Below are 21,097 nucleotides of genomic sequence, written 5' to 3'. Positions count from 1 at the left end.
AGGATCAGGCTGGAAATGATGAGCCAGATTATGCGGAGTTTGGTGAGATATAAAGTAAGCCGGATGATGGGTTGCGCTTCGCTCCACCCATCCTACAACTACTTCGTCATTCCCGCGAAAGCGGGAATCCAGACGCTGACTGGAACAGGCCGTCATCCTGCAGCGGGTGAATTCGGGCAACCGAAAACCCCATGGATTCCCGCTTTCGCGGGAACGACCGGGTAAAAGGGAAGTAGGCGTAGGGCAATGTGCTCGCATAAAAAAATCAAAAATATCACTAACAGCGAACAGAGTATCTACTAATGTAGGGGCATGATTGCTCATGATTGCGCCAGGTCCAGATAAATCTGGCGCCGTGTTGGGCTCATGGTGAGAATGTCCAGTTCGCGCCATCCATATGCACGCGCCAATGTATGGACCTCATGAAGGATGCGTTGTGCCCATGCGTGGATCTCGCTCCACAGAAAGGAGGCGATATCGAACAGTGAGTGCCATGCGTGATCGCATGCCGGACAGTTCAAGGCCAGTTCGATCTGCGCGTGGGGATCGGCATTCGCCATGTCGTTGGATAGAGCGGTGATGACCGTATCCGGCAACATATCAATCGTTGTTGAGACACCGCTTTGTTGCACGCCGATCACGCAGCGTTGCAGCAGTGCCTGTTGCGACGCACTATCGTCAGGCAGTAGAGACACTGCAATAAGATCGGCACTGGTAGGCAGGCGGTAGGTGACATCGTAGTCACCCGCATTCAGGTGATGAGCTTGTATACCGGGGTCGCCAATCACCTTATCGATTGCTTCGGGAGGGGCATCGAGAACGTCATCAACATTAAATGCAACATCGAGCTTCTCGCCGCACTCGGGACACCGCGAAACCGCCGCGATGGAATCCCCAAATAGCGATTCACGCAAGCGTAACAACCTGGCGTCTCGCGCGCCGACAGGAAGGGCGGCGAGCTTATCCGAAGCAATGTCCGGCGAACACGCCCCAAGCAGCGCAAGTGCTCGCCTTGCAGGCGATTGATCGAGACCCCGCTCCCACGCCAGCAGTAAATCCATGGCCGATGGTGTATGCATGATTCATCATCAAACGGCAGGTTCAGTGAATGTCGGTTCGGCAGGCTCAGGAACCTCGTAATCCCGTTCCCAACCTTCATTTTCAAGTTTGATATTCTGAATCAAAACTGCATTTGCATTGGCATCAAGGTCGGCCTGCGCCTGAAAGTCAGAAACCCAGCATCGGTAGACCTTGTAAGCGAGAACTTTTTGTCCGGCTTCGTTGTACACTTCAATAATCACATCTTTGCGAAAATCCTGGAGCGAGACTTCCATCCCGAGGCCCGAGCCATAATTCCAGACCTTGTTTGCCCATTTCTCAAATTCGGTGTCGTGCGTCACGCCACGCTCGATCGTGATAGCGTCGTACTCCGTACGGCCCGGAGATTTGCGGCTGGATGAGGGATCACCGCCTTCCCGGTGCTTGACGACTTCTGTTGTGCGTTTGAGGAGACCAACTTTGCTGACTCCGGCGACGTACCTGCCATCCCACTTGATGCGAAACTTGAAGTTTTTATAAGGATCGAACCGTTGTGCGTTAACTGTAAACTGTGCCATGTTTTCCTCCTCAGACCTCGATCTGTCCAGCTATCTGCTGGATTTTAATGATGACGAACTCGGCGGGCTTGAGCGGCGCAAAGCCGACAATGATGTTAACGATGCCCAGATTGATGTCGTTTTGAGTCGTCGTTTCCTTGTCGCATTTCACAAAATAGGCCTCACGCGGTGTAATGCCTTGGAAAGCTCCCTGGCGGAACAGGTTGTGCATGAAGGCGCCTACGTTCAGTCTGATTTGTGCCCAAAGAGGCTCATCGTTCGGTTCAAAGACTATCCATTGGGTGCCACGATAAAGGCTTTCTTCGATAAATAGTGCAGTACGCCGGACGGGAATGTATTTCCATTCGTCCGCTAATTGATCAGCCCCCCGTAGCGTACGCGCACCCCATACTACTCGTCCATTGATTGGGAATGAGCGTAAGCAATTGATTCCGAGCGGGTTGAGCATGCCGTTTTCGGCATCATTAAGATTGACATCAAGCCCCTGTATACCGTTGAGCGATGCGTCCAGACCCGCAGGGGCTTTCCAGACACCGCGAGAAGCGTCGGTGCGGGCCATAACCCCGGCGACAATCCCACAGGGTACGAAGGCGTCAATCTGGCCATCGCGAAGTGGATCTGCCTGCAAAACACGCGGGAAAAAAAGCGCGGCATTGCGCGCATCATCTCCGGAAAGCCCGAGCGTAGGTAGCCCGTTTTTGGCGGTGGCGGCGGCAGTTTCTTTATTTGCGCTCCAGGCAGCGGGTGAATCAATAATGAGCATGGCACGGCGTTTTTTGCAATAGGCCATCGCTGACTGATAAATAGGGGGTGGAACATCCTCTTCAGTAGTATCCGGAGGTATGCAGAGGAGATTGAATAGATCAGCTTTCTCCAGTGCATATAGTCCGGTCTTGTCAGCCTCGCTGCCTTCATAAGTTTCTTGATCAAGTGCCTGGCCACCCGAGCCGTTCATGCTATCTTGAGCTGTTTTCAGCTCGTCTTGAGCATCTGAGATATCCTGGGGCACGGGAGGCTTTGCCGCCAATGCCCGGGCCAGTTTTTTTTCTGCCTTGGTGACATCGTCATCCAAATCCTCTTTTGCTTTCTCATACGCTGGCCTTGCAGCGTCAATTGTGGCTGGAACAGGCGGCTGAGCGTTCAAAGCTTCTTTCAACGTTTTGAGCGCAGCACTTGCCGCCCCTAACTTTGCCATTGCAGGCGCCGTGGCCGGCCAATCTCCTTTCCAGCGAATTAGGCTTGATTCTGCTTCGAGCACTCTATCGATACGCCGTGCGCTATTTTTTGATAATGTCAGGTTTAGAAACTTCTCGCTGCGGTCATCCAACTTAACAATGAGGTTGAAGAGCGGTTCATCGTTACCTAGACCCAGGCGCGTCCGGGTTTCATCCGCAACTTCCGCATCAATCGTGGCCCGCAGCTTGTTTCCCCAAGTCCCTGGACTTTTAGCGGCCAACGATAGATCGTCCAGCGTAAAACTGGCGGCACCGTCACTTTCCGTACCGCCGGGGGGAGTTGCGTCAGGTCTGTAGAGTCTTACGATGAGTGCCTGGCTACCCCCGTTAAGATAAAAACTCCGTACGGCATAGGTGAGAGGATGTTCAACTACCAGCCCGCCGAATTGCCGTTCGAAATCACTAAAACTATTAATAATGACCGGCTCATTTATAGGCCCAGCGGAGGTTCGGCCAAGAAATGCTGTAATGGAGGTGGCTACACCTGTGATGGTGCGCACGCCGCTTGGGATTTCCTCGATATAAACTCCTGGGTAACTAACGGCGACTGGCATGGAATCCTCCTTGATTGCAATAAATTCTCACAGGCGACAGATACTCACCAAACCTGCCGCTATCACCCGACGATACTCAAACTTAAAGTAATATTAAAATTAGCCGCCGCTACGAGTGCAAGGCGGAAAACGCATCCCGATTGCATGGTTCTGACGGCTGGAATCTCTATTAGTTATCGGTCTTCATGCAACTTCCATGCCAGAGCGTGGAAAAAAATATTTCCACAGAATCAATCGGTTGAGTGAAATAGATTCGGGGAGTGCGGGTGATCTTTTTGCTGAGAAGCGCCATAGCCTGCCTCGTCAATTGGATATATTATCGATAAAACTGTGGAGAATTAACACGTTACGTTTCAAGTGGGTTATTTTTGACCCAGCGCTGGGTCGGAGCCGGTTTGATCTCGTCGTTCCGGCAATGCGTAGCGAGCTTTTGAGGTCTTCGGTGACGAATGTGTACAACACATAAACGGAATGAACTCGAACATCCCTCGTTTACGACACGTTGATAAAAATAGAAGCAATTGAAAGGATCCGGAGAAATGAGGCGGTTCTCGATATGGGTTGACTTTGACCCACTCAGGGTGATGATTGTCCTGCCTCCGATAAGCTCATGAATTTACGCGTTTAAGTAGACCATTATCACAAACAGCACGCTAATCGACCCCGACCAACTGCACACCTGTTAGCGAACCTGCGATCAGTTAATGATTGATCATATTGAATTATTCCCGCAAACCTATCGGCATGGAATTTGCTTGGATTGACTTGTGGTGACGGCAATTCATAAGCATGTGCGCAAATGGCGGACGGGAGGAGCAGATGGGCCGGTTATCAAAATCAAAGATAAAATTCTTCTTGTGGGCCATTTCCCTCTTCACGTATGGGTATGTCCACGCAAGCGCACTCCAGGTTTTTTCAGTCAAGGAAAATCCAGCCGGTACAGTCGTTGCGACTGCCGGTATCTTCACGGAAACTGCGCCAAGCGCATCGGCTTTTCAACTCCGGTTTGAAGACAACCACGCGATTTCAGCCAGCGAAGTCAAGCCCGCGCCATCCTTTCCGCTTGAGACATCGGTAATTCTTTGTGTTGACCAAAGCGGTTCCATCGGCCCCGCTGGCATCAGACAAATTCAGGAGGCTCTAAGGGGCGTTTTAGGTAAATCGGAATTGAAATTAAATCTCGCCCTATGGGCGTTTGATACAGAAGTGAGGAAGCTTCGCGGCTTTTCCAAGAACACTGCACAGGTGGCTAAAGGCATAAGCGAAATCGGTGCTAAATCAACACCGGACAGTAAAACCAAGCTGTACGAGGCCATCGAGCTGGGTCTTTCAGAGCTGCGCAGCCGTGATGATAGGGGCTTGAAACGCCTGATCGTCGTTACTGATGGCAAGGATGAAGGCAGCAGCATTACTGACCGGGTGATTGCAAGCAAAGCCAATGCTCAAGGTATCACCATCGATGCGATAGGGTTTGGCAACGTTACGGATGAAGACTCGGAATTGCTTGCACGTTTGGCGAAAAATACGGGTGGTGACTTCATTCTCGCCGAAAACGCAAAGGAGTTGTCCCGCGCAGTCTATAAATTACTCAACTCGCCCGACCCCCAGGTGTTTGACGTATTGTTCCGCTACGATGTATCGGCTGATGGGCGTCAGGTAGATTCCGCGCAACTGGAGTTCACGCCCGCTGCTGGCAAGGCGCCCGTCTCGAAGACTATCGTGCACAGGCTTTCTGCGCCTCATGTTGCCAGTTCGTCTGTTGCCAGTCCGTCAGTCCCAAGTTCAAATGAATCCAGTGACAAATGGACTATAAACCTTCTGTCGGTCAATGTTGATCTCAGGATATTGCTGGGGACGTTGCTTGGTGGTATTGCGCTTGTACTTGCTATTAGAGCGCTAAAAAATGGAAGAAGACCGGAAGAGCCGGAGATTAAGCATATGGGAATTGTTGATGTCCGGATCGATGACGAAGAAAAGCAATCCCGTCCCCAACGCGCACGCACCGCCGTAGGTTTTGCATTCCCGATGCCCAGTCAAGGACGGCCTACGGCTGTTCTTCGTGGCGTGAGTGGACCTGCCAGAGGGCGGCAATATGCCATCGAACAGACTACCTATCGAATCGGCTCGGACGAGTCGAATGACTTGCAATTAAGCGATGATTACTTGTCGCACAAGCATGCGAGCATAAAATATGACCAGGGTAGCCTGTACCTGAGCGACAGTGGATCGCGCAACGGAACGTCTCTCAATGATGTGAAACTCGACCAGACAGCAAGAGTGCTCAGTCCGGGCGATCACATTCGAGTAGGAAAATCGACGCTGGAACTGTTGGCGCCAAATGAGGACCCAGGGGCCAGGAAACAGGGTGCTGATGGGGGAGGAACACGTGCCTGGTGATTCTGGTGGCATGTAGCGGATCAAATGAAGCCTATGGGATGCCAGGATTGTGAAATGTTCAACCGAAAATCAGTTGTCTGTCGGCGCGCGCTCCGAAACGGGGTATATCCGGAACGAGAACCAGGACAGGATGAGTGGTTTGCGGGCACCTTTCGGGAACGGTTATATCGTGTCCGATGGAATGGGGGGGCATCGTGGTGGCGCCCTTGCAGCCCAGCTGACGATCGAATCGCTAACGCAGAGTCTTTCGCGTATTGGTTCTGCCTCTGCGGTACCGGCTGAAACAAAACGGGCCTTTGAAGAGGCGAACAGGACGGTATATGAACAAGGGCATTCGGGAGCTGAGGAAACTAGGGGCATGGGCGCCACAGCTGTTGTTCTGCTGGTGGCAAGGTCGCGGGCGCTGGTTGCTCATGTAGGGGATAGTCGTGCTTATATTTTTACCCAAGGGGAACTGCGCCGGCTCACCAGGGACCACAGCCGCGTCCAGCGCATGGTGGATGCAGGAATGCTGGAACCCGCCGAGGCTGAGTCACATCCCGATGCAAATTTGTTGGAGCGTGCGATCGGTGTCTCGCCCGACGTATTGGTGGATATCTCTTCATGGATGCCGCTGCATGAGGGAGACAAAATTCTCTTGTGTTCGGATGGCCTTCACGGGTATGTCCAGGATGGCGAGATCAGCGCCCTCCTTGGTAATCAGCTTACTTCACAGGAATTGGCAGACCAACTTGTCGACTTGGCCTTACGGAAAGGGGGGGGAGATAATGTAACCGTGCAACTGATCGAATACGGGCGTCAGCGCAAAATCGGATAACAGCCTAAGTAAATTGTTTTGCCGCAGTTTTTCGGCAGCACTGGTTATCTCGGCGGCTCCCTCTGCATACGTGGTAAGCGGGTACGAGGCTGCTATGCAAGTAGCTGCGACTTTCAGGCCTTCCCTTGGAGCCCAGAGACCGCCGGACGATCATAGCGAAACATGATGGTATTTCAACCTGCAAATTCCAGAGGTCATTGCTAATGGACGACAAATCAAAGCCGAGCGGCGCTTCCAGATGGTGGAAACAGATTGTCGGAATCCGCGTGTCCGACTCTGCGCGAGTCTGCGAGAAGGGGCATCCGATGGATCCTAATTGGAAAACCTGTGCCTATTGCGATGCGGAGAATCGTGCCCACCGAAAAACTGTTCACGAACCTGATGAGATCGAATCAAACAAATCTATGGAAAGGAGCACAACCATGCAAAGGAGAACCACACAGATAGACAGTGGAGAATCAGACGAAGGACGGGGCGCTACAAAGCTCGAAACATCCGCCAACGTTGCGCCGCAAAGGGCTGAACCAGACGCCGCCCAGCAGCAGATAAGACCAAATATGCGTCGGGGAAGGCTTACCGGCATACTGGTTACATTCAGCCGGAGGTCCCAGGGCGAACTGTTTCCACTTTATGAAGGGCGCAATGTTATCGGCTCTGCCGAGGGTTCGTGCGATGTCTACATTTCCAGCAACGATGACAAGTTGGTATCGGGGGAGCACGCGGTCATTCTCTGTCGTGCCGGAAGGGACGAACTGCACGATATGCTCAGTACCAATGGGACTTTTCTCAATGAGACATATGTTGAGAGAGACGGCGCTGATCTGAGAGACGGAGCGTTAATCAGAACCGGAGCAACCGTATTCGAGTTCAGGAAATTTACCAGCGGTGGCGATCGAGCTCCAGAAACCAACAGGCCACGGGGTGAAGATGATATCCCGGGAAACCGTTCCCAAGGGGAGACTGCAATTTAACGGAACCGGCGTCATTGCATGCGAGAGAATCACTATCAGACGGCTATCAATGGAGGGTGCAAAATGAGGATTATCGCTGCATTGCTGGTATCTCTATCAATCATAACAGGGTGCAGCACAGTGGGCGGAACCCGCGGAAGCTCCGGAATGGCGGCACTCGAATGCGGTGCTGTCGGGGCGGGACTCGCCACCGCAATATGTCTGGCAGCGGGCGGAGACGCCGCGACATGCGCGGGCGCTGCGGCAGGGGGCGGATTGGTTGGAGCCGGTGCCTGCTATACCTACGCACAAAAATATGAAAAACGCCGTCAGGAACTCGCGGGTAAAGAAAATGATCTGGATGCACGGTTGAAATATGTACGAGGTCTGAATGAAGATGCAGAAAAATTAAACAGGGACTTGGATACCCGTGTTGCAGAGATTTCCAGGCGAACGGATGCGACCGTTGCGCAGATAAACCAGGGGACGATTTCCAGCCAGGAGCTGGCAAAAGAAAGGGAAGCTTTATTGAAGGAAGAGAACGCGGCCAGAGAGCAGGTTGAGCTTGAGAAAGCCGCGTTGGAGGATATGAAGCGTTTTCAGGCCGAGCAGTTGCGCAAAACGGGCGAAGATAAGGCGATTCATGCAGAACTGGATGCCGAAATCCGGAAACAGGAACGCTTGCTCAAGGAGACGCAAAGCGCGACCACGGCGTTTGCTACCCAACGGCAACGAATATAGTCCTATCCTGGTTTGATCCACCATCCAATCAATAAGGAAATAAAGGGCATGAAAAGTATCAGATTAATATTAATGACAGCGTTGCTGATGTCCGGATTGTGCGCCTGCACGGTTATGCAACTCAAAAAGGATGTGGAAACAGATGAAGCGCGCGTGGCAACCAAGACGGAGGAATTGGAATTCGAAGAAACGCGACAGGCCGAATTAAACGAGAAAATCAAGTTATTACAGGAAGATCTCACGACCCGGCAGATGTCGCTGGATGACCTGAAATCGCGGCTGACGCAGTTACAACAGGCGAATGCCAGCACGTCGGCAAGTACGAAAGAACAGCAAGCCCTGAAGCGCAAGCGAGCTACAAAATTGCAGGCGCATCAGATAGAAGTGACCGAGATTCAGCAAAGCGGCGCCACCATCGTCGAAAAGAGACGAAGGCTGGAATATCTCAAGGGAGAAATCAGGAAATCGTTGAACCTCCTGATGCACTCCTGATTCGTTCAGGTATGACGTGAACTTCGGTAGAGGGACAGTCATATTGATATTGGCAGCCGCGTTTTTGGGCGGTTATCTGATGAGGACCATCCTGCCTTGGGTTGCGTCAGAGAATACGCGTGAAGCAGCGCCGGTGCCTCAAGTGAATGACCCGGCTATAAGACAATATACCGAAGCGCTTGTTCAAATTAAGCAACGGGCGGTTTTTTCCACGCCCATCGGAGATTTGCAAGACATGGTTGCTTCGTCCTTAAAGGCTTATCTTGCACAAAAAGATCCCTATTCAGACTTTCTGACATCTGTGGAATATGCCAGGTTCAGGGCGGCAGGGAAGCAGCGTCATTCCGGGATAGGCCTCGATGTGGAGAAACGGCGCAACGGCGACATTATTTGCTATCCGCTACCGAAGGGTCCCGCCGCCAAGGCAGGAATCAAGCCTGGTGAGCGCCTCCTCGCGCTCGATGGCGTTTCCGTCAGAGGAAAATCGCTCCCGACCATCGTCGCGCTCGCAGCGGGGCAGGCCGGAACTGAAGTTGTCGTGGAGCTTGCAGGGCTTTCGGGTGTCTCCAGACGGGTAACTGTTACCCGTTCGACAGTGACTGCCCCGGCAGTATCCGATTATACCTTTCGCTCTGCGCGCATCATCAAGCTGTCAAATTTCACGCCAGGCACCAGACAGGAACTCGATTATCTGCTTTCGAACTGGCATAAGAGTAAACCCATCATCATTGATTTGCGCGGATGCGGTGGAGGCGATTTTTACGCCGCCGTGGATTCCGCCATGCTTTTCCTTAAAGAAGGTGAGCAGATCATCTCTGTAAGAGAGCGCTCCGGAACACGGTCGTATTCCTCTACAACTGCACGGCAGCCTCCCGCCCAACGGGTGTTTCTATGGCAGGATGAATTCACCGCCAGTGCCGCTGAGATATTTGTTGCCGCTCTGACTGAAAATGTGCGGGGCACATCGATTGGCCGAACCAGCGCTGGAAAAGGAACCCGGCAAGACATTATTGAACTGCAGGACGGCGCAGCCCTGGTTACGACGACAGGATATCTGGTTACTCCCCGCGGCGTCCAATTCGACGGCGAGGGTCTGGCGCCCATGTATCCACTCAAGGAGGGTGAACGCGATACGGAAGCCTTTTTTAACAAAACTGCTGCGCTGATCAATTAGCTGATGCGCCCTTATACTTCTGTCATGGCCTGCCGGACACCTGTTGTTACGCGCAAATCCGGCTAGCCGAGCCAGGAAAGAACTCAGGAGCCTGAACAAATGGAAGAAAAAGACGATCTGATAGGCAAGACTGTCCATGGCAGCTACGCCATCCTGTCCAAACTTGGCGAAGGCGCTATGGGACGGGTCTATCTCGCCGAGAACGTCCTCGTCAGGGAGAAGAAATATGCGGTAAAAGTTCTAAAGCGAGAGTTGACCGTTAATCCGAGCTTCATGAGCCTGTTTTATGACGAGGCCGCGCACCAGGCACAGTTGTCTCATCCCAATATTGTTCAGATGTCCGACTATTTCAAGGAAGGCGAGGATTATTTTCTCGTTCTTGAGTATGTCGAGGGCCGTTCTCTTGCCGACATGATCGACTCGCTGCACGGACCGGTGCCGGAGAAGCAGGCCTTGCATATCTTCAAGGGCATTCTCGCCGGTCTCAACTGCGCTCATGAAAAAGCAATCCTGCACAGGGATATAAAAGCATCAAACGTGATGGTTGATAGCTCCAATCGCGCACTTCTTACCGACTTTGGTATCGCGCGTCAGGCTGGCGACGAACAGGCGGCCAATCTGGGGCGTGTAATTGGAACACCCGAATACATGAGCCCCGAACAATTTATAAATTCGAACAAGATCGATCATCGATCCGACATTTACTCAGCGGGAATTCTTTTGTTCGAGATGCTTACAGGCCGATTGCCTTTTCAGGGCGGCACCCTGGAGGCGCTTAAAGAACAACATCTTGCTATTCCTGTTCCCAATCCGCGCAAAATCAACCCCAAGATAAAAAAATCGTTGGCGGAAATTGTACTTAAGGCAACGCAAAAGGAGGCTGACAAACGATTTCAAGGGGGTCTCGATTTTCTCGAAACTATCAAGTCATATGAACGCGGGCGAAACTGGAAAATATGGGCGCTAAGTCTATCCATTCTTTTAGCGGCAGGAATCTGGTATTTCGTACAGAACCTGAAGGCGGTGCGTAGTCTGGCCACGCTGTCGACGGATAACTATGCATTGCTATGCCGGGAAGCCGAAACATTAAACAGAAAGGAAACGGGATTGCGTATTGCCAGGGAAACGGGGGATTCATCGATGGTGGAAGCATTTTCACAAAGTGTAGATGCGCACAATGCGAATATAAGCAAGTTTTTCAGTGAGTATACCCGTGCCTTCGATGAGCTATCAAGATACAGGGGCAGCACAGTTAACAAGGTTTTCAGCGAGCCCGAGCAAATAGATGAATCGCAGCGGACAAAATATGAGCAGGCCGACGAATTGGGGCGCGCAAGATTCTGGCAACTGACGGGTAACGACTATGAACGATTCAGGAGTACCGGGCAGAGAAGCGACAGGGAAACGATGCTGGAAAAGTGTCCACGCTAACCTGACATATCAATGGTAGCGGGCGGAATGTTATGACTATGCGGAGGATTCCTCTATTAAAAGGAGAACTGGAAATGGAACTGTGTGTTAAAAGGACAGATTTTTCTGAACAGAGTACGATTGGCGAAATGTCGGTGGATGGCAAGTTTGAATGCTACACGCTGGAGGATAAAGTAAGACCCGTCAGGATAATGGGAAGACTCTATTCCCATCGGGCATTACGGAGTAATTATCGACTTCTCCCAGCGGTTTCAGCGCCAGCTACCGCTTCTTCTGAATGTGCCGAACTTTGAGGGAGTCTGGATACTTCCTGGGAATACCCGCTAACATGGGGGGATGCATACTGGGTGGCGAGACAAAAGAGGAAAACTTTGTCGGTCGGAGCAAGTCGACTTTTAATCGATTATTCGAAAAAATGAAGGCAGCATCTGAGATCAAAAAAATGTTTATAGAGATAGTCCAAGCTATGGATAAGGAATGTGTAAACCGTGTGAGCATAGTTCGACAATGTTAAGTTTCCTGAAGAGTTGTTCCTTGGATTTTTGCATGTTTTCCTGTGTGTTCGCTTAAACGGAGGCAATACCATTTGAGCACGAGAAGGCACATATACTGCCGTCGGGGCAAAAAGGTTATGGTCACGTTTCGCGACCGCCAATGCCAAAGCGGCGAGTGCCGAGGGGTCGATGCGGGGGATGTGGGGTATGGATGGGGGCGTCCCGCGGTTCATCACCGAAACTTTCATCGTTTTTATCGACGGCAATCAATTTCTAATTCCCGCGGAAATTCTATAGAGATTTAACCAATACACATGCCGTGAATGTATCGGAACAGAATGGGCAAGTCATCATCGAACTTAAAGGGGATGGTGGCGGGAGCCTATACCCGGGGTGTTTTACGGGGGGAGGCATTTACGGGTTTTGAGCGAAAAATCTGTGGCGTGGTGAAGGAAATCTGGGAAATATACCAATTGATGCGTATGGGGTCGAAGGAATAATCTATAACGGTTGATAATCTGTTGCCCGCATTTTAATTTTCAACTGCTGTAAAGGTTGAGCCTACATTTACTGCCGAGAAGAAGTTTTAAGAAAGGAGAATGCGTGGCCCGGGTATTCGAAGCGTTTTCGCGCGGTTTTCGTGATTTGTTCCAGTTTCAGGTCTTGTGGATCGTGATCTGGCCCATGTTGGCAGCGAGCTTGTTGTGGTTGATTCTGGGTGTGACATTCTGGAGTACTTTCTCAGGATGGATAGCGAGTGGCCTTACGGCGATCGGTATTCAAACCTGGCTGGAAGGCGTGGAACCGAGATGGATCGCGTATGGAATTCAGGCGGTTGCGCATCTGATTCTGTTTGTGCCGCTGGTTTTCGTTACTGCGCTGGTTATTACAGCGCTATTCGCAATGTCCGCGCTAATTCGTCTGGTGGCCCAGCGCGATTATCCGCAGCTTAAACGCGAAAGCGGTGGCGGTCTCGTTGGCAGTCTGCTCAATGCTTTGATCGCTCTCGGCATCTTTGTCGCAATTTGGGCGATCACCCTTCCGTTGTGGTTGGTCGGCGCCGGCGTGATCATCCCATTTGCCGCTACCGCTTATCTGAATCAGCGTCTGTTCCGGTATGATGCATTGAGTGAACATGCCAGCCGCGCGGAAATGCAGGCGATATTTTCCGCTCATCGGCCATCACTATGGGGCTTGGGGCTTTTGACCGGCCTGGTACAATTTATACCATTTTTAAATCTGTTCGCACCCGTGCTGGCCGCGCTTGCTTTCATTCATTTCGGCTTGGCGCGCTTGGCGGAACTGCGTAACCCAGCCATCAGATAGCATACTAACGGTTGTCAAGGAGGTAATGCCCATGCAAACCCGTATTCGTCATTTCACGATGCTGGGATTAGTGCTGGCGATGAGCGGCGCTACCGCTACGTTTGCCCAGACGGAAGTGCCGGCTTCGGCAACCAGGGGGCGAGCTCATGCGCATCACGATCAGACGAACAAGTCCGAGCCCGGCAGTGAAGCCGCTCCAAAGCTGCTAAACCTTGGCTCCCATACATTTCCAGTCAGCACGCAAAACAGGCTGGCGCAGCAGTACATTAACCAGGGGCTGAACCTCTCGTACGCATTTAACCATGCCGAGGCAGGCCGTGCCTTCCGCGAGGCGGCACGGCTTGACCCTTCGCTGGCGATGGCTTACTGGGGTCAGGCGCTCGTACTCGGCCCCAACATCAATGCGGCAATGGAACCGGAGGATGAGATGCCGGCATTGGAGCTTGTGCGAAAGGCCGCGTCGCGGATGGCAGGTGCTTCGCCCCGCGAGCGCGCACTCATCGGCGCGCTCGAGAAGCGCTATAGCGGCAACCCCGAGCATCGCAAGGCTAACGATAAGGCTTACGCGGATGCGATGCGGGATGTGCACCAGCGTTTTACGAACGACCTGGATATTGCCATGCTCTATGTAGAGTCGGTGATGGACCTCCAGCCCTGGGGCTACTGGATGCGCGATGGCTATCCATTTGAGAGTACAGCTGAAATAGTCGCGCTTACGGAGGAGGTGATGCGGCGCAATCCGAAACATCCTGGGGCGGTCCACATGTATATCCATCTCATTGAGCCGACGGATACACCCGAGCGGGCTGAGAAGGCGGCCGATACGCTGCTTACATTGATGCCGGATGCAGGGCATCTGGTACACATGCCGTCGCACATTTACCTGCGGGTGGGCAGATATGCCGATGCGATAAAAAGTAATCAGCTCGCTATTGCGGCTGACGAGAGGTATTTCTCGCAGCGTCATGCACAGGATCAGGAGTCGCAGGAACAGGAACTTTATCCGGTAATGTATTTTACCCACAACATGCACTTTCTTTGGGCTGCCGCTACCGCAGACGGCCAGAGCCGTACTGCGATAGAGTCAGCGCAGAAGGTGGCGAGCATGATAGGCGATGCCGTGCTGAAGGAAGTGCCGGGAACAGCGATATTTCGCGCCGTGCCCTACTGGGCCTTTGCAAGATTCGGGAAGTGGAACGAGATTCTCCAGGAACCTGCGCCAACATCAACGAACGCATTTCTGAAAGGTGCATGGCATTATGCGCGCGGCCTGGCTTTTGCCGCGACACGGCAGTTGCAGCCTGCCGAGCAGGAATTGGCGGCGCTGCGGGAGATAATGAAGGATAAGTCGCTGGATGCGGCGCTCCTTTCACCCAACACAGCGCGCGCTGTTCTGAGCATTGGCCCCGAAGTGCTCGCCGGCGAGATCGCCGCCGCCCGAGGACAGTTCGATTCCGCCATCGCGCATCTCGACAGGGCGATTCGCCTTGAAGATGCCTTGGCTTATACAGAGCCGCCGGAATGGCAATCGCCTCCGAGATTGACACTCGGCGCCATTCTGCTGGAATCGGGGCGCCCTGCCGAGGCGGAAACTGTATATTGGGAAGAACTGCGACGCAATCGTAATAACGGATGGGCGCTTTATGGTCTGTTGCAGGCACTGCGCGCGCAAAACAAGGACGAGCAGGCAGCGCTGATCGAGGCGCGTTTCGAGAAGGCTTGGGCGAGAGCAGACGTAAAACTCGGCGCTTCGCGCTTTGGATGCATTGCAGCACCGGCGGCAGGAAAGGCGCAATAACAATGGGTGATTTGCAAGGCGCTGGCGTATGGCAGTATCCGCTTTCCGGGAAAACCGGATTTTGTCGGCATTTCCGTAGAGTGAGTTTTCGAGTGGCTTGGAGTTTTCCATATCAAGTCTGCGAATACCATGAGCAGCAACTGAGCGAGCGAAGCAAACGTTATGAAAAAGCAATCGGCACCGGAACCGTTGATATGCACGATCGGACATTCGACGCATCCATTGGATGCATTTATCAGCCTGTTAAAGATTAACGAAGTCACGCATGTTCTTGATGTGCGTACTATGCCGCGTTCCCGGCAGAATCCGCAATTCAACAAAGAAACTCTGCCCGGCTCCCTGGAAGCGGTTGGAATCAAATACACGCATCTACCGGGACTTGGCGGACTGCGGCACGCCCGGAAGGACTCGATCAACGGCGCCTGGCGCAATGCGTCTTTTCGCGGGTATGCCGACTATATGCAAACGGCGGAATTCAGCGACAATGTGCAGGATGTCCTGGAGCTTGCTGCGCACGAGCGGTGTGCGTTGATGTGTGCCGAAGCGGTACCATGGCGTTGCCATCGTTCGTTGATTGCCGATGCGCTTATATTGCGAGGTGCTAGGGTGGAAGACATCATCAACGCGCAGGGACGGAAGCTGCATTTGATGACGCCGTGGGCACAAACAGACGGCTTGAAGATTTGTTATCCTCTGCAAAAAACAACGGCAGCAGTTGTCGATGAGCAATCCGATAAATAAGCAGTTTTACGAGCTGATGATTCAAGGTTAATTTTATCAATAACCAAATTAATACTAACAGAACTAATAGCAAAGGAGCCGCACAATCATGAAAGTCCCATGTACTCAGTGCGCAGCACTTATCGCTTTTGTCATGCTTGCGCCGCAGCATGTTATCGCATATGGAGATGGCCCGTTGGGGCAGCAAGAACCGGCAACGCATCAGACAAAACAGCAGGGAGGACAGAAAAATATCCCGCCGAAGCCATGGGAGTCGAGGCCTTGGGCGTCCGCTTCGGAAGAGTTGAGGCCCAAGGAATCGAGGCCTGTTGACTCCGCTTTGGAAGAGTTGAGGCCGAAGGAATTGAGACCGGGAGAGCGGCAGGCAACGGAGGAGAGGCGTCGTGTAGGCAGAAAAGCCCGGAAGGAGCGGCTTGAGAGAAAGAAGGAAGATACGGAGGAGCTCGTCGGGGGCTATCAGGATCGCGTTAAGCAACGCCAGGGCAAATGGCGGAGGCACCAGATGGAAAGCGAGCGGTACTATCCTGCAGACATGAGATGATAGCTCGCGGCCGAGAAATCATATCTTTCCGCCTATGGCCAGAGCGAGTGTTGCTGCCGGTGACCTGCAATGGATTAAAACGGCATTTCCCATGATTTTACCAACCATAAGGCGAGCCAGTGGTCGAAGGAGCAGATAACCGGCTGTCCTTTCATCCTGCGCCAACCTGTGCCGATCCAGCACCGGTAAAAAAGGCAACCGCTTGGTAGTCCCATTCTCCGGTATACTTTTATAACATGATATCCGCAAACCTGCTGATTATTACTTCTGCTGCAATTCTGCTTGTCACAATGGCTTTTCTGGTGATCAGGCTCGGCATGCTCTCGACCATGGTGCGCAATCTGCTGGGGCAACAGGCGAAGCTGATGGAAGACAAGCATCGCGACATGCTCAAGGATTTGCACGAGGGCTTGGCCAACCAGGGTGAGCGGATATCGGGGACGCTCGGCAAAACTTCCGAGCAATTACGTGGAACGGTGGAAGCGCGATTGGACCAGATCAGCGGCCATGTCGCTGAACGGCTCGATGAGGGATTCAGGAAAACGAATGAGACTTTCACCAGCGTCATGACGCGGCTTGCGACGATTGACGAGGCGCAGAAAAAAATAGACAGTCTTACCACCAACATGGTGAGTTTGCAGGAGCTTCTGGGGGACAAACGTTCCCGTGGCGCATTCGGCGAGGTGCAACTGGAAGCACTGGTACGCAACGTTTTACCGCCGGCTGCATATACGATGCAGCATACGCTTTCCAACGGCAACCGCGCGGATTGCGTGTTGCGGCTGCCGCCGCCAACCGGAATGGTCGCCGTTGATTCAAAATTCCCGCTGGAAAATTTCCATCGCATGTTTGATCACCAGGCGGATGATGCCAGTCGGGCATTGGCCCAAAAGCAATTCAAGGCGGATGTGAAAAAACATGTGGATGACATAGCCAGCAAATATATAGTGCCGCCGGAAACCTGCGACGGGGCGGTAATGTTTGTACCGGCAGAGGCCGTTTTTGCAGAAATCCACGCCTGTCAATACGATGTGGTCGATTACGCCATGCAGAAGCAGGTGTGGATAGTCTCGCCTACAACGCTAATGGCGGTGCTGAATACAGCCCGCGCGGTGCTGAAAGATATTGAAACCCGCGAGCAGGTGCATATCATCAAGAACGAACTCTTCAGGCTTGGCAAGGATTTTGCCCGCTTCGACGAGCGCATGAAAAAACTTTCCGATCATATTCGGCAGGCTAATCAGGATGTGGAGGAGGTCCATGTTTCGAGCCGCAAGATTAGCCAGCGTTTTGCCCGGATCGACGCGGTGGAACTGGAGTCGCTGCAAGTGGAAACCTCTAGGCTGGAGCCCGATGATGACTGATTTCGAATCTCAATGCTTTCCAATTTTAAAACCTGGTATCGCCGCCGCATCCTCAAGAATGATTCGATCCCTGATGATGTTTGGCAAAATGCGGTAGGGCAGCTGCGATTCCTGCGCAACCTGAGCCCCGCTGAACTCGCGCGCCTGCGCGAATGCGCCATACTGTTCCTTCATGCCAAGCAAATAAGCGGTGCGCATGGGCTGATTGTCACCGATGAAATGCATGTGCTGATCGCAGCGCAGGCTTGTATTCTGATTCTGAATCTCGATCTGGATTATTACGATGGTTGGGTCGAAATTATTATTTATCCCGGTGAATTTATTCGCGATTATGAGTATGTGGACGAAGATGGCGTGGTGCATCTCGGTAGTGAGCCGGCATCAGGGGAATCCTGGCTGGGCGGGCCCGTGATTCTTTCCTGGGAGGATACCGCCGCTGCTGGAACCGGGGTGGGCTATAACGTCGTGATACACGAATTTGCCCACAAACTTGACATGTTGAATGGAGATGCCAACGGATTTCCCCCGTTGCATCCTGATATGAGCAGGCAGGCATGGAGCGAAGCATTCAGCAAGGCCTATGCGGATTTTTGCAGGAGTATTGACGCGGATGAGGTGACAGAGGTGGACTCCTATGCGGCCGAGGATCCTGCCGAGTTCTTTGCGGTAATGAGTGAGGCTTTTTTTGAAACACCCTTGTCGGTAAAACTCCATTTTCCTCTGGTTTACGAACAGTTGGCGTTGTTTTATCGCCAGGATCCCGCACAACGATGGAGCGAACTTTGACCGGATACTTGATCAGTGGCGATATTGGCGGAACCAAGACCTTGCTGCAGGCATCGCAACTGCAAGACAACAATGTCCAGGTGTGTTGCGAACGCCGCTATGCCAGCCCCGAGTATTCGAGTTTTTCGTACATTCTCCGGGATTTCCTGAATGATACGTCAACGTTCGGGATCGGCTCCAGTGTGGCCAGCGCCTGTTTTGCAGTGGCAGGGCCGATCGCAAAGCAGGAGGCAACTCTCACCAACTTGCCTTGGGTGATGGATAAGGAGGACATTGCGAGAGAATTTTCCATTCCCAAGGTTAAACTCATTAATGATTTCGAAGCGGCGGCGCTGAGCGTCGAAGTCCTCTCCGCCGGCGATCTGGTGACGCTGCAAACCGGTAATCCTCATGCCGGGGGGACGCGAGTCGCGCTTGGTGCAGGCACTGGCATGGGGGGCGCGTGGCTAGTATGGCAAGGCGGTCGTTATATACCGTTAGCAAGCGAAGCCGGGCATATGGATTTCGCTCCCGCGAATGAGTTACAGGCCCGGCTCCTGCAATATTTGCGGAAGATATTTGGCCATGTATCGGTAGAGCGAGTATTGTCCGGGCCGGGATTGACAAATATTTTCAATTTTCTGCAAGCCGATCTGAAGAGCGCTGCGGGGTTGACGCAGGTGCGCCTTGAGGACGATGGCGCGGCTCAAGTCACCGACCTTGCTTTCAACCACAAGCACCCGATTGCAGTGAAAGCAATGGATTTATTTGTTGAGGTTTACGGCGCTTATGCAGGGAATCTGGCGCTGGCGGGATTGTGTCGAAATGGCGTGTATGTGGCTGGCGGTATTGCGCCCAGAATTATCGACAAGTTGAGGGAAGGTGGCTTCATGAAAGCATTTCGCGACAAGGGACGCTTTTCCTCATTGATGGGAGAGCTGCCGGTGCACGTGGTGATGAACCCCAAAGCCGGACTGCTTGGCGCGACGGAGGAAGCGCGGCGGATGCTGGTTGAAAACGACTAGAGCGCTCGTCATGTCACACTGGCGGGAACAAGTATCCGGGCGTGCAAACGCACTACGGTTGTTTTCGCTGCATTCCGGTTGAGCGCCGTAATGACAAAATTCACCTATTTCTTTATGGATAACAATTCATCGATTGGATCGGCCGTATATGAGTAAGGCATTTACCAGGGAAACTGAACCGGATAACGATCCTGGCGAAGAAGAGGCTGCCAGTTCCTCGCCTCCTTTGCCCAAAGGTAGCAAGAACTACATCACCCCTGGAGGGCACAAACGGTTAATGGACGAGTTTCTGTGGCTGATGAATAAAGAGCGCCCCAATGTGACAGCTACGGTGTCATGGGCCGCCGCCAACGGCGACCGTTCGGAGAATGCGGATTATATCTACGGCAAGAAGCGTTTGCGGGAAATCGACCGGCGTATACGTTTTCTTACCAAACGGCTGGATATAGCCGAAGTCGTGGATCCCGCCGCGCCGAGAGAAAATGACAATCAGATTTTTTTCGGCGCTACCGTTACTTTTGCCAACCAGAAAGGCGAGGAGAAAACAGTTTCTATCGTCGGCGTCGATGAGATCGATACCTCCAGAGGTTATATAAGTTGGGTTTCGCCGTTGGCGCGAGCGTTGATGAAAGCGCGGGAAGGCGATGTGGTGACACTGCATGCGCCGGGTGGAACTGAAGAGCTGGAGATTCTGGAGGTCGAATATCGGACGATTCCGATGGAACCGTTCAGGGAAACGGGTGGGGCTGAGGTGGATAGAGCTAACCCCAGTAGCTGATAGTTGATGAAATTTATCACTTCTCGCGATAATCCGATCTTCAGGCAACTCCTCAAACTGAAAGAATCAGCCAGGCAACGCCGAACCGCTGCGCAAACGCTACTTGACGGCGTTCACTTGATCGATACCTACAATCTAGCGCTGGGACCACCGCAAACTCTTATCGTGAGCGAGTCGGCCCGTGAGAATGCGGAGATAAAGCGCTTGCAGGCGGAGCAGGCAACCAAGGCACGCACGGAGGTGGTGGTGCTGAGCGACGCCTTGTTCCGTGAGGTTTCTCTGGTAAAGACACCAGTAGGTGTCATGGCGCTGATATCCATTCCCGTACCCGCGACCATCCCCATTCGTAGGGGAGGGAGGGACGAAAGTTTTTGCGTGCTGCTCGAAGCTATACAAGATCCGGGAAACGTTGGTTCCATACTGCGTTCTGCTGTCGCTGCAGGCGCAAGTGATATCTACCTGTCCGATGGTTGTGCTGATGTCTGGTCACCCAAGACGCTGCGAGCCGCGATGGGTGCGCATTTTTCAATATGTATACACGAGCAATCCGATCTGGTGGAAGTCGCGCGAGCATTTAACGGCAGGGTAATTGCCGCTTCCCTGAAGGCAAAAAATAGTCTTTATCAGACCCGATTGACTGGCCCCATCGCCCTGGTGTTCGGTAATGAGGGAATGGGCCTTTCGGGTGCGATGCTGCAGGCAGCCGGCGAACAAATCAGCATTCCCATGCAGGGTTGCACAGAGTCATTGAATGCTGCAGCCGCGGCGGCGGTGTGTTTTTTTGAGAGAGTGAGGCAGATAAAAACAGCCGGAGTGTAATTCCTGGTTTCGGCGTTTCCGAGTTTCACCAAATTTCGA

At 52.7% G+C, this 21,097-nt stretch carries 21 protein-coding genes and 1 pseudogene; 19 read left to right on the top strand and 3 right to left on the bottom strand.

The window, feature by feature from the left end; translation table 11 throughout:
* Positions 1-42 precede the first annotated feature (42 nt).
* Positions 43-225, top strand: a complete 183-nt coding sequence (locus BMX66_RS04405; protein ID WP_143058196.1) for a hypothetical protein — start codon at positions 43-45, stop codon at positions 223-225.
* 95 nt (positions 226-320) lie between these two features.
* On the opposite strand, the gene BMX66_RS04400 is transcribed toward BMX66_RS04405, so the two are convergent.
* Genes BMX66_RS04400 through BMX66_RS04390 form a run of 3 tightly spaced genes read right to left on the bottom strand, consistent with a single transcriptional unit; the run spans position 321 to position 3,405 of the window.
* Positions 321-1,079, bottom strand: coding sequence for a T4 family baseplate hub assembly chaperone (locus BMX66_RS04400; RefSeq protein WP_090878722.1), 759 nt, complete (start codon positions 1,077-1,079; stop codon positions 321-323).
* A gap of 9 nt (positions 1,080-1,088) precedes the next feature.
* Positions 1,089-1,616, bottom strand: a complete 528-nt coding sequence (locus BMX66_RS04395; protein WP_090878720.1) for a phage tail protein — start codon at positions 1,614-1,616, stop codon at positions 1,089-1,091.
* 10 nt (positions 1,617-1,626) lie between these two features.
* Positions 1,627-3,405 (bottom strand): phage tail sheath family protein, encoded by a 1,779-nt coding sequence (locus tag BMX66_RS04390; RefSeq protein WP_090878718.1) that lies wholly within the window; start codon positions 3,403-3,405, stop codon positions 1,627-1,629.
* Between the two features lie 819 nt (positions 3,406-4,224).
* On the opposite strand from BMX66_RS04390, the gene BMX66_RS04380 reads away from it, so the two are divergent.
* The 18 genes and pseudogenes from BMX66_RS04380 to BMX66_RS04300 all read left to right on the top strand — a co-directional run bounded on the left by BMX66_RS04380 (position 4,225) and on the right by BMX66_RS04300 (position 21,058).
* Positions 4,225-5,802: an FHA domain-containing protein gene (locus BMX66_RS04380; protein ID WP_158593381.1), complete on the top strand. Its 1,578-nt coding sequence runs from the start codon at positions 4,225-4,227 to the stop codon at positions 5,800-5,802.
* A gap of 49 nt (positions 5,803-5,851) precedes the next feature.
* Positions 5,852-6,619, top strand: coding sequence for a PP2C family protein-serine/threonine phosphatase (locus tag BMX66_RS04375; RefSeq protein WP_090878712.1), 768 nt, complete (start codon positions 5,852-5,854; stop codon positions 6,617-6,619).
* Between the two features lie 422 nt (positions 6,620-7,041).
* Entirely contained in the window at positions 7,042-7,590 is a 549-nt protein-coding gene (locus BMX66_RS04370; protein WP_158593380.1) for an FHA domain-containing protein, read from the top strand.
* A 63-nt stretch (positions 7,591-7,653) separates the two neighbouring features.
* Entirely contained in the window at positions 7,654-8,310 is a 657-nt protein-coding gene (locus BMX66_RS04365) for a hypothetical protein (protein WP_090878708.1), read from the top strand.
* 48 nt (positions 8,311-8,358) lie between these two features.
* On the top strand, positions 8,359-8,802 hold the full coding sequence (locus tag BMX66_RS04360; RefSeq protein WP_090878706.1) for a hypothetical protein: 444 nt from the start codon (positions 8,359-8,361) through the stop codon (positions 8,800-8,802).
* Positions 8,803-8,818: 16 nt separating this feature from the next.
* Positions 8,819-9,976 carry a S41 family peptidase gene (locus BMX66_RS04355; protein WP_143058195.1) on the top strand — a complete coding sequence of 386 codons (1,158 nt, stop codon included), beginning with the start codon at positions 8,819-8,821 and terminating at the stop codon, positions 9,974-9,976.
* 99 nt (positions 9,977-10,075) lie between these two features.
* Positions 10,076-11,407, top strand: a complete 1,332-nt coding sequence (locus tag BMX66_RS04350; protein ID WP_090878701.1) for a serine/threonine protein kinase — start codon at positions 10,076-10,078, stop codon at positions 11,405-11,407.
* 32 nt (positions 11,408-11,439) lie between these two features.
* A pseudogene (locus BMX66_RS16110) lies at positions 11,440-11,544 on the top strand (hypothetical protein); the annotation flags it as partial.
* A gap of 67 nt (positions 11,545-11,611) precedes the next feature.
* The gene (locus BMX66_RS15975) at positions 11,612-11,734 is read left to right on the top strand and encodes a DUF5675 family protein (protein WP_369826962.1); all 123 of its coding nucleotides are present in this window, start codon (positions 11,612-11,614) and stop codon (positions 11,732-11,734) included.
* Positions 11,735-12,504: 770 nt separating this feature from the next.
* Positions 12,505-13,227, top strand: coding sequence for an EI24 domain-containing protein (locus tag BMX66_RS04340; protein WP_090878699.1), 723 nt, complete (start codon positions 12,505-12,507; stop codon positions 13,225-13,227).
* A gap of 31 nt (positions 13,228-13,258) precedes the next feature.
* Entirely contained in the window at positions 13,259-15,025 is a 1,767-nt protein-coding gene (locus tag BMX66_RS04335; protein WP_090878696.1) for a tetratricopeptide repeat protein, read from the top strand.
* 162 nt (positions 15,026-15,187) lie between these two features.
* Positions 15,188-15,766, top strand: a complete 579-nt coding sequence (locus tag BMX66_RS04330; protein WP_090878694.1) for a DUF488 domain-containing protein — start codon at positions 15,188-15,190, stop codon at positions 15,764-15,766.
* A gap of 88 nt (positions 15,767-15,854) precedes the next feature.
* On the top strand, positions 15,855-16,307 hold the full coding sequence (locus tag BMX66_RS04325; protein ID WP_090878692.1) for a hypothetical protein: 453 nt from the start codon (positions 15,855-15,857) through the stop codon (positions 16,305-16,307).
* 236 nt (positions 16,308-16,543) lie between these two features.
* A complete protein-coding gene (locus BMX66_RS04320; RefSeq protein WP_177168726.1) occupies positions 16,544-17,671 on the top strand; it encodes a DNA recombination protein RmuC in 1,128 nt (375 codons plus the stop codon).
* A gap of 12 nt (positions 17,672-17,683) precedes the next feature.
* Positions 17,684-18,457 carry a M90 family metallopeptidase gene (locus tag BMX66_RS04315; protein WP_090878690.1) on the top strand — a complete coding sequence of 258 codons (774 nt, stop codon included), beginning with the start codon at positions 17,684-17,686 and terminating at the stop codon, positions 18,455-18,457.
* Positions 18,442-19,461, top strand: a complete 1,020-nt coding sequence (gene glk, locus BMX66_RS04310) for a glucokinase (protein ID WP_255398806.1) — start codon at positions 18,442-18,444, stop codon at positions 19,459-19,461. Before BMX66_RS04315 ends, glk begins: the two co-directional genes overlap by 16 nt.
* 148 nt (positions 19,462-19,609) lie before the next feature.
* Complete coding sequence (gene greB, locus BMX66_RS04305; RefSeq protein WP_090878686.1) at positions 19,610-20,239, top strand: transcription elongation factor GreB; 630 nt, start codon at positions 19,610-19,612, stop codon at positions 20,237-20,239.
* A gap of 6 nt (positions 20,240-20,245) precedes the next feature.
* Entirely contained in the window at positions 20,246-21,058 is an 813-nt protein-coding gene (locus tag BMX66_RS04300) for a TrmH family RNA methyltransferase (protein ID WP_090878684.1), read from the top strand.
* Positions 21,059-21,097 lie beyond the last annotated feature (39 nt).

The sequence above is a fragment of the Nitrosovibrio sp. Nv6 genome (genome assembly GCF_900110495.1).
Lineage (GTDB): Bacteria > Pseudomonadota > Gammaproteobacteria > Burkholderiales > Nitrosomonadaceae > Nitrosospira.
The sequence above is the reverse complement of the archived record's forward strand: the minus strand, read 5'-3'. Positions and strand labels throughout refer to the sequence as shown.

Excerpts from the sequence above, each read along its gene's own strand:
- BMX66_RS04400 (WP_090878722.1), bottom strand. The coding sequence starts at position 1,079 with ATGCATACACCATCGGCCATGGATTTACTGCTGGCGTGGGAGCGGGGT.
- BMX66_RS04395 (WP_090878720.1), bottom strand. The coding sequence starts at position 1,616 with ATGGCACAGTTTACAGTTAACGCACAACGGTTCGATCCTTATAAAAAC.
- BMX66_RS04390 (WP_090878718.1), bottom strand. The coding sequence starts at position 3,405 with ATGCCAGTCGCCGTTAGTTACCCAGGAGTTTATATCGAGGAAATCCCA.
- BMX66_RS04380 (WP_158593381.1), top strand. The coding sequence starts at position 4,225 with ATGGGCCGGTTATCAAAATCAAAGATAAAATTCTTCTTGTGGGCCATT.
- BMX66_RS04370 (WP_158593380.1), top strand. The coding sequence starts at position 7,042 with ATGCAAAGGAGAACCACACAGATAGACAGTGGAGAATCAGACGAAGGA.
- BMX66_RS04365 (WP_090878708.1), top strand. The coding sequence starts at position 7,654 with ATGAGGATTATCGCTGCATTGCTGGTATCTCTATCAATCATAACAGGG.
- BMX66_RS04360 (WP_090878706.1), top strand. The coding sequence starts at position 8,359 with ATGAAAAGTATCAGATTAATATTAATGACAGCGTTGCTGATGTCCGGA.
- BMX66_RS04350 (WP_090878701.1), top strand. The coding sequence starts at position 10,076 with ATGGAAGAAAAAGACGATCTGATAGGCAAGACTGTCCATGGCAGCTAC.
- BMX66_RS04335 (WP_090878696.1), top strand. The coding sequence starts at position 13,259 with ATGCAAACCCGTATTCGTCATTTCACGATGCTGGGATTAGTGCTGGCG.
- BMX66_RS04330 (WP_090878694.1), top strand. The coding sequence starts at position 15,188 with ATGAAAAAGCAATCGGCACCGGAACCGTTGATATGCACGATCGGACAT.
- BMX66_RS04325 (WP_090878692.1), top strand. The coding sequence starts at position 15,855 with ATGAAAGTCCCATGTACTCAGTGCGCAGCACTTATCGCTTTTGTCATG.
- BMX66_RS04320 (WP_177168726.1), top strand. The coding sequence starts at position 16,544 with ATGATATCCGCAAACCTGCTGATTATTACTTCTGCTGCAATTCTGCTT.
- BMX66_RS04315 (WP_090878690.1), top strand. The coding sequence starts at position 17,684 with ATGCTTTCCAATTTTAAAACCTGGTATCGCCGCCGCATCCTCAAGAAT.
- glk (WP_255398806.1), top strand. The coding sequence starts at position 18,442 with ATGGAGCGAACTTTGACCGGATACTTGATCAGTGGCGATATTGGCGGA.
- greB (WP_090878686.1), top strand. The coding sequence starts at position 19,610 with ATGAGTAAGGCATTTACCAGGGAAACTGAACCGGATAACGATCCTGGC.
- BMX66_RS04300 (WP_090878684.1), top strand. The coding sequence starts at position 20,246 with ATGAAATTTATCACTTCTCGCGATAATCCGATCTTCAGGCAACTCCTC.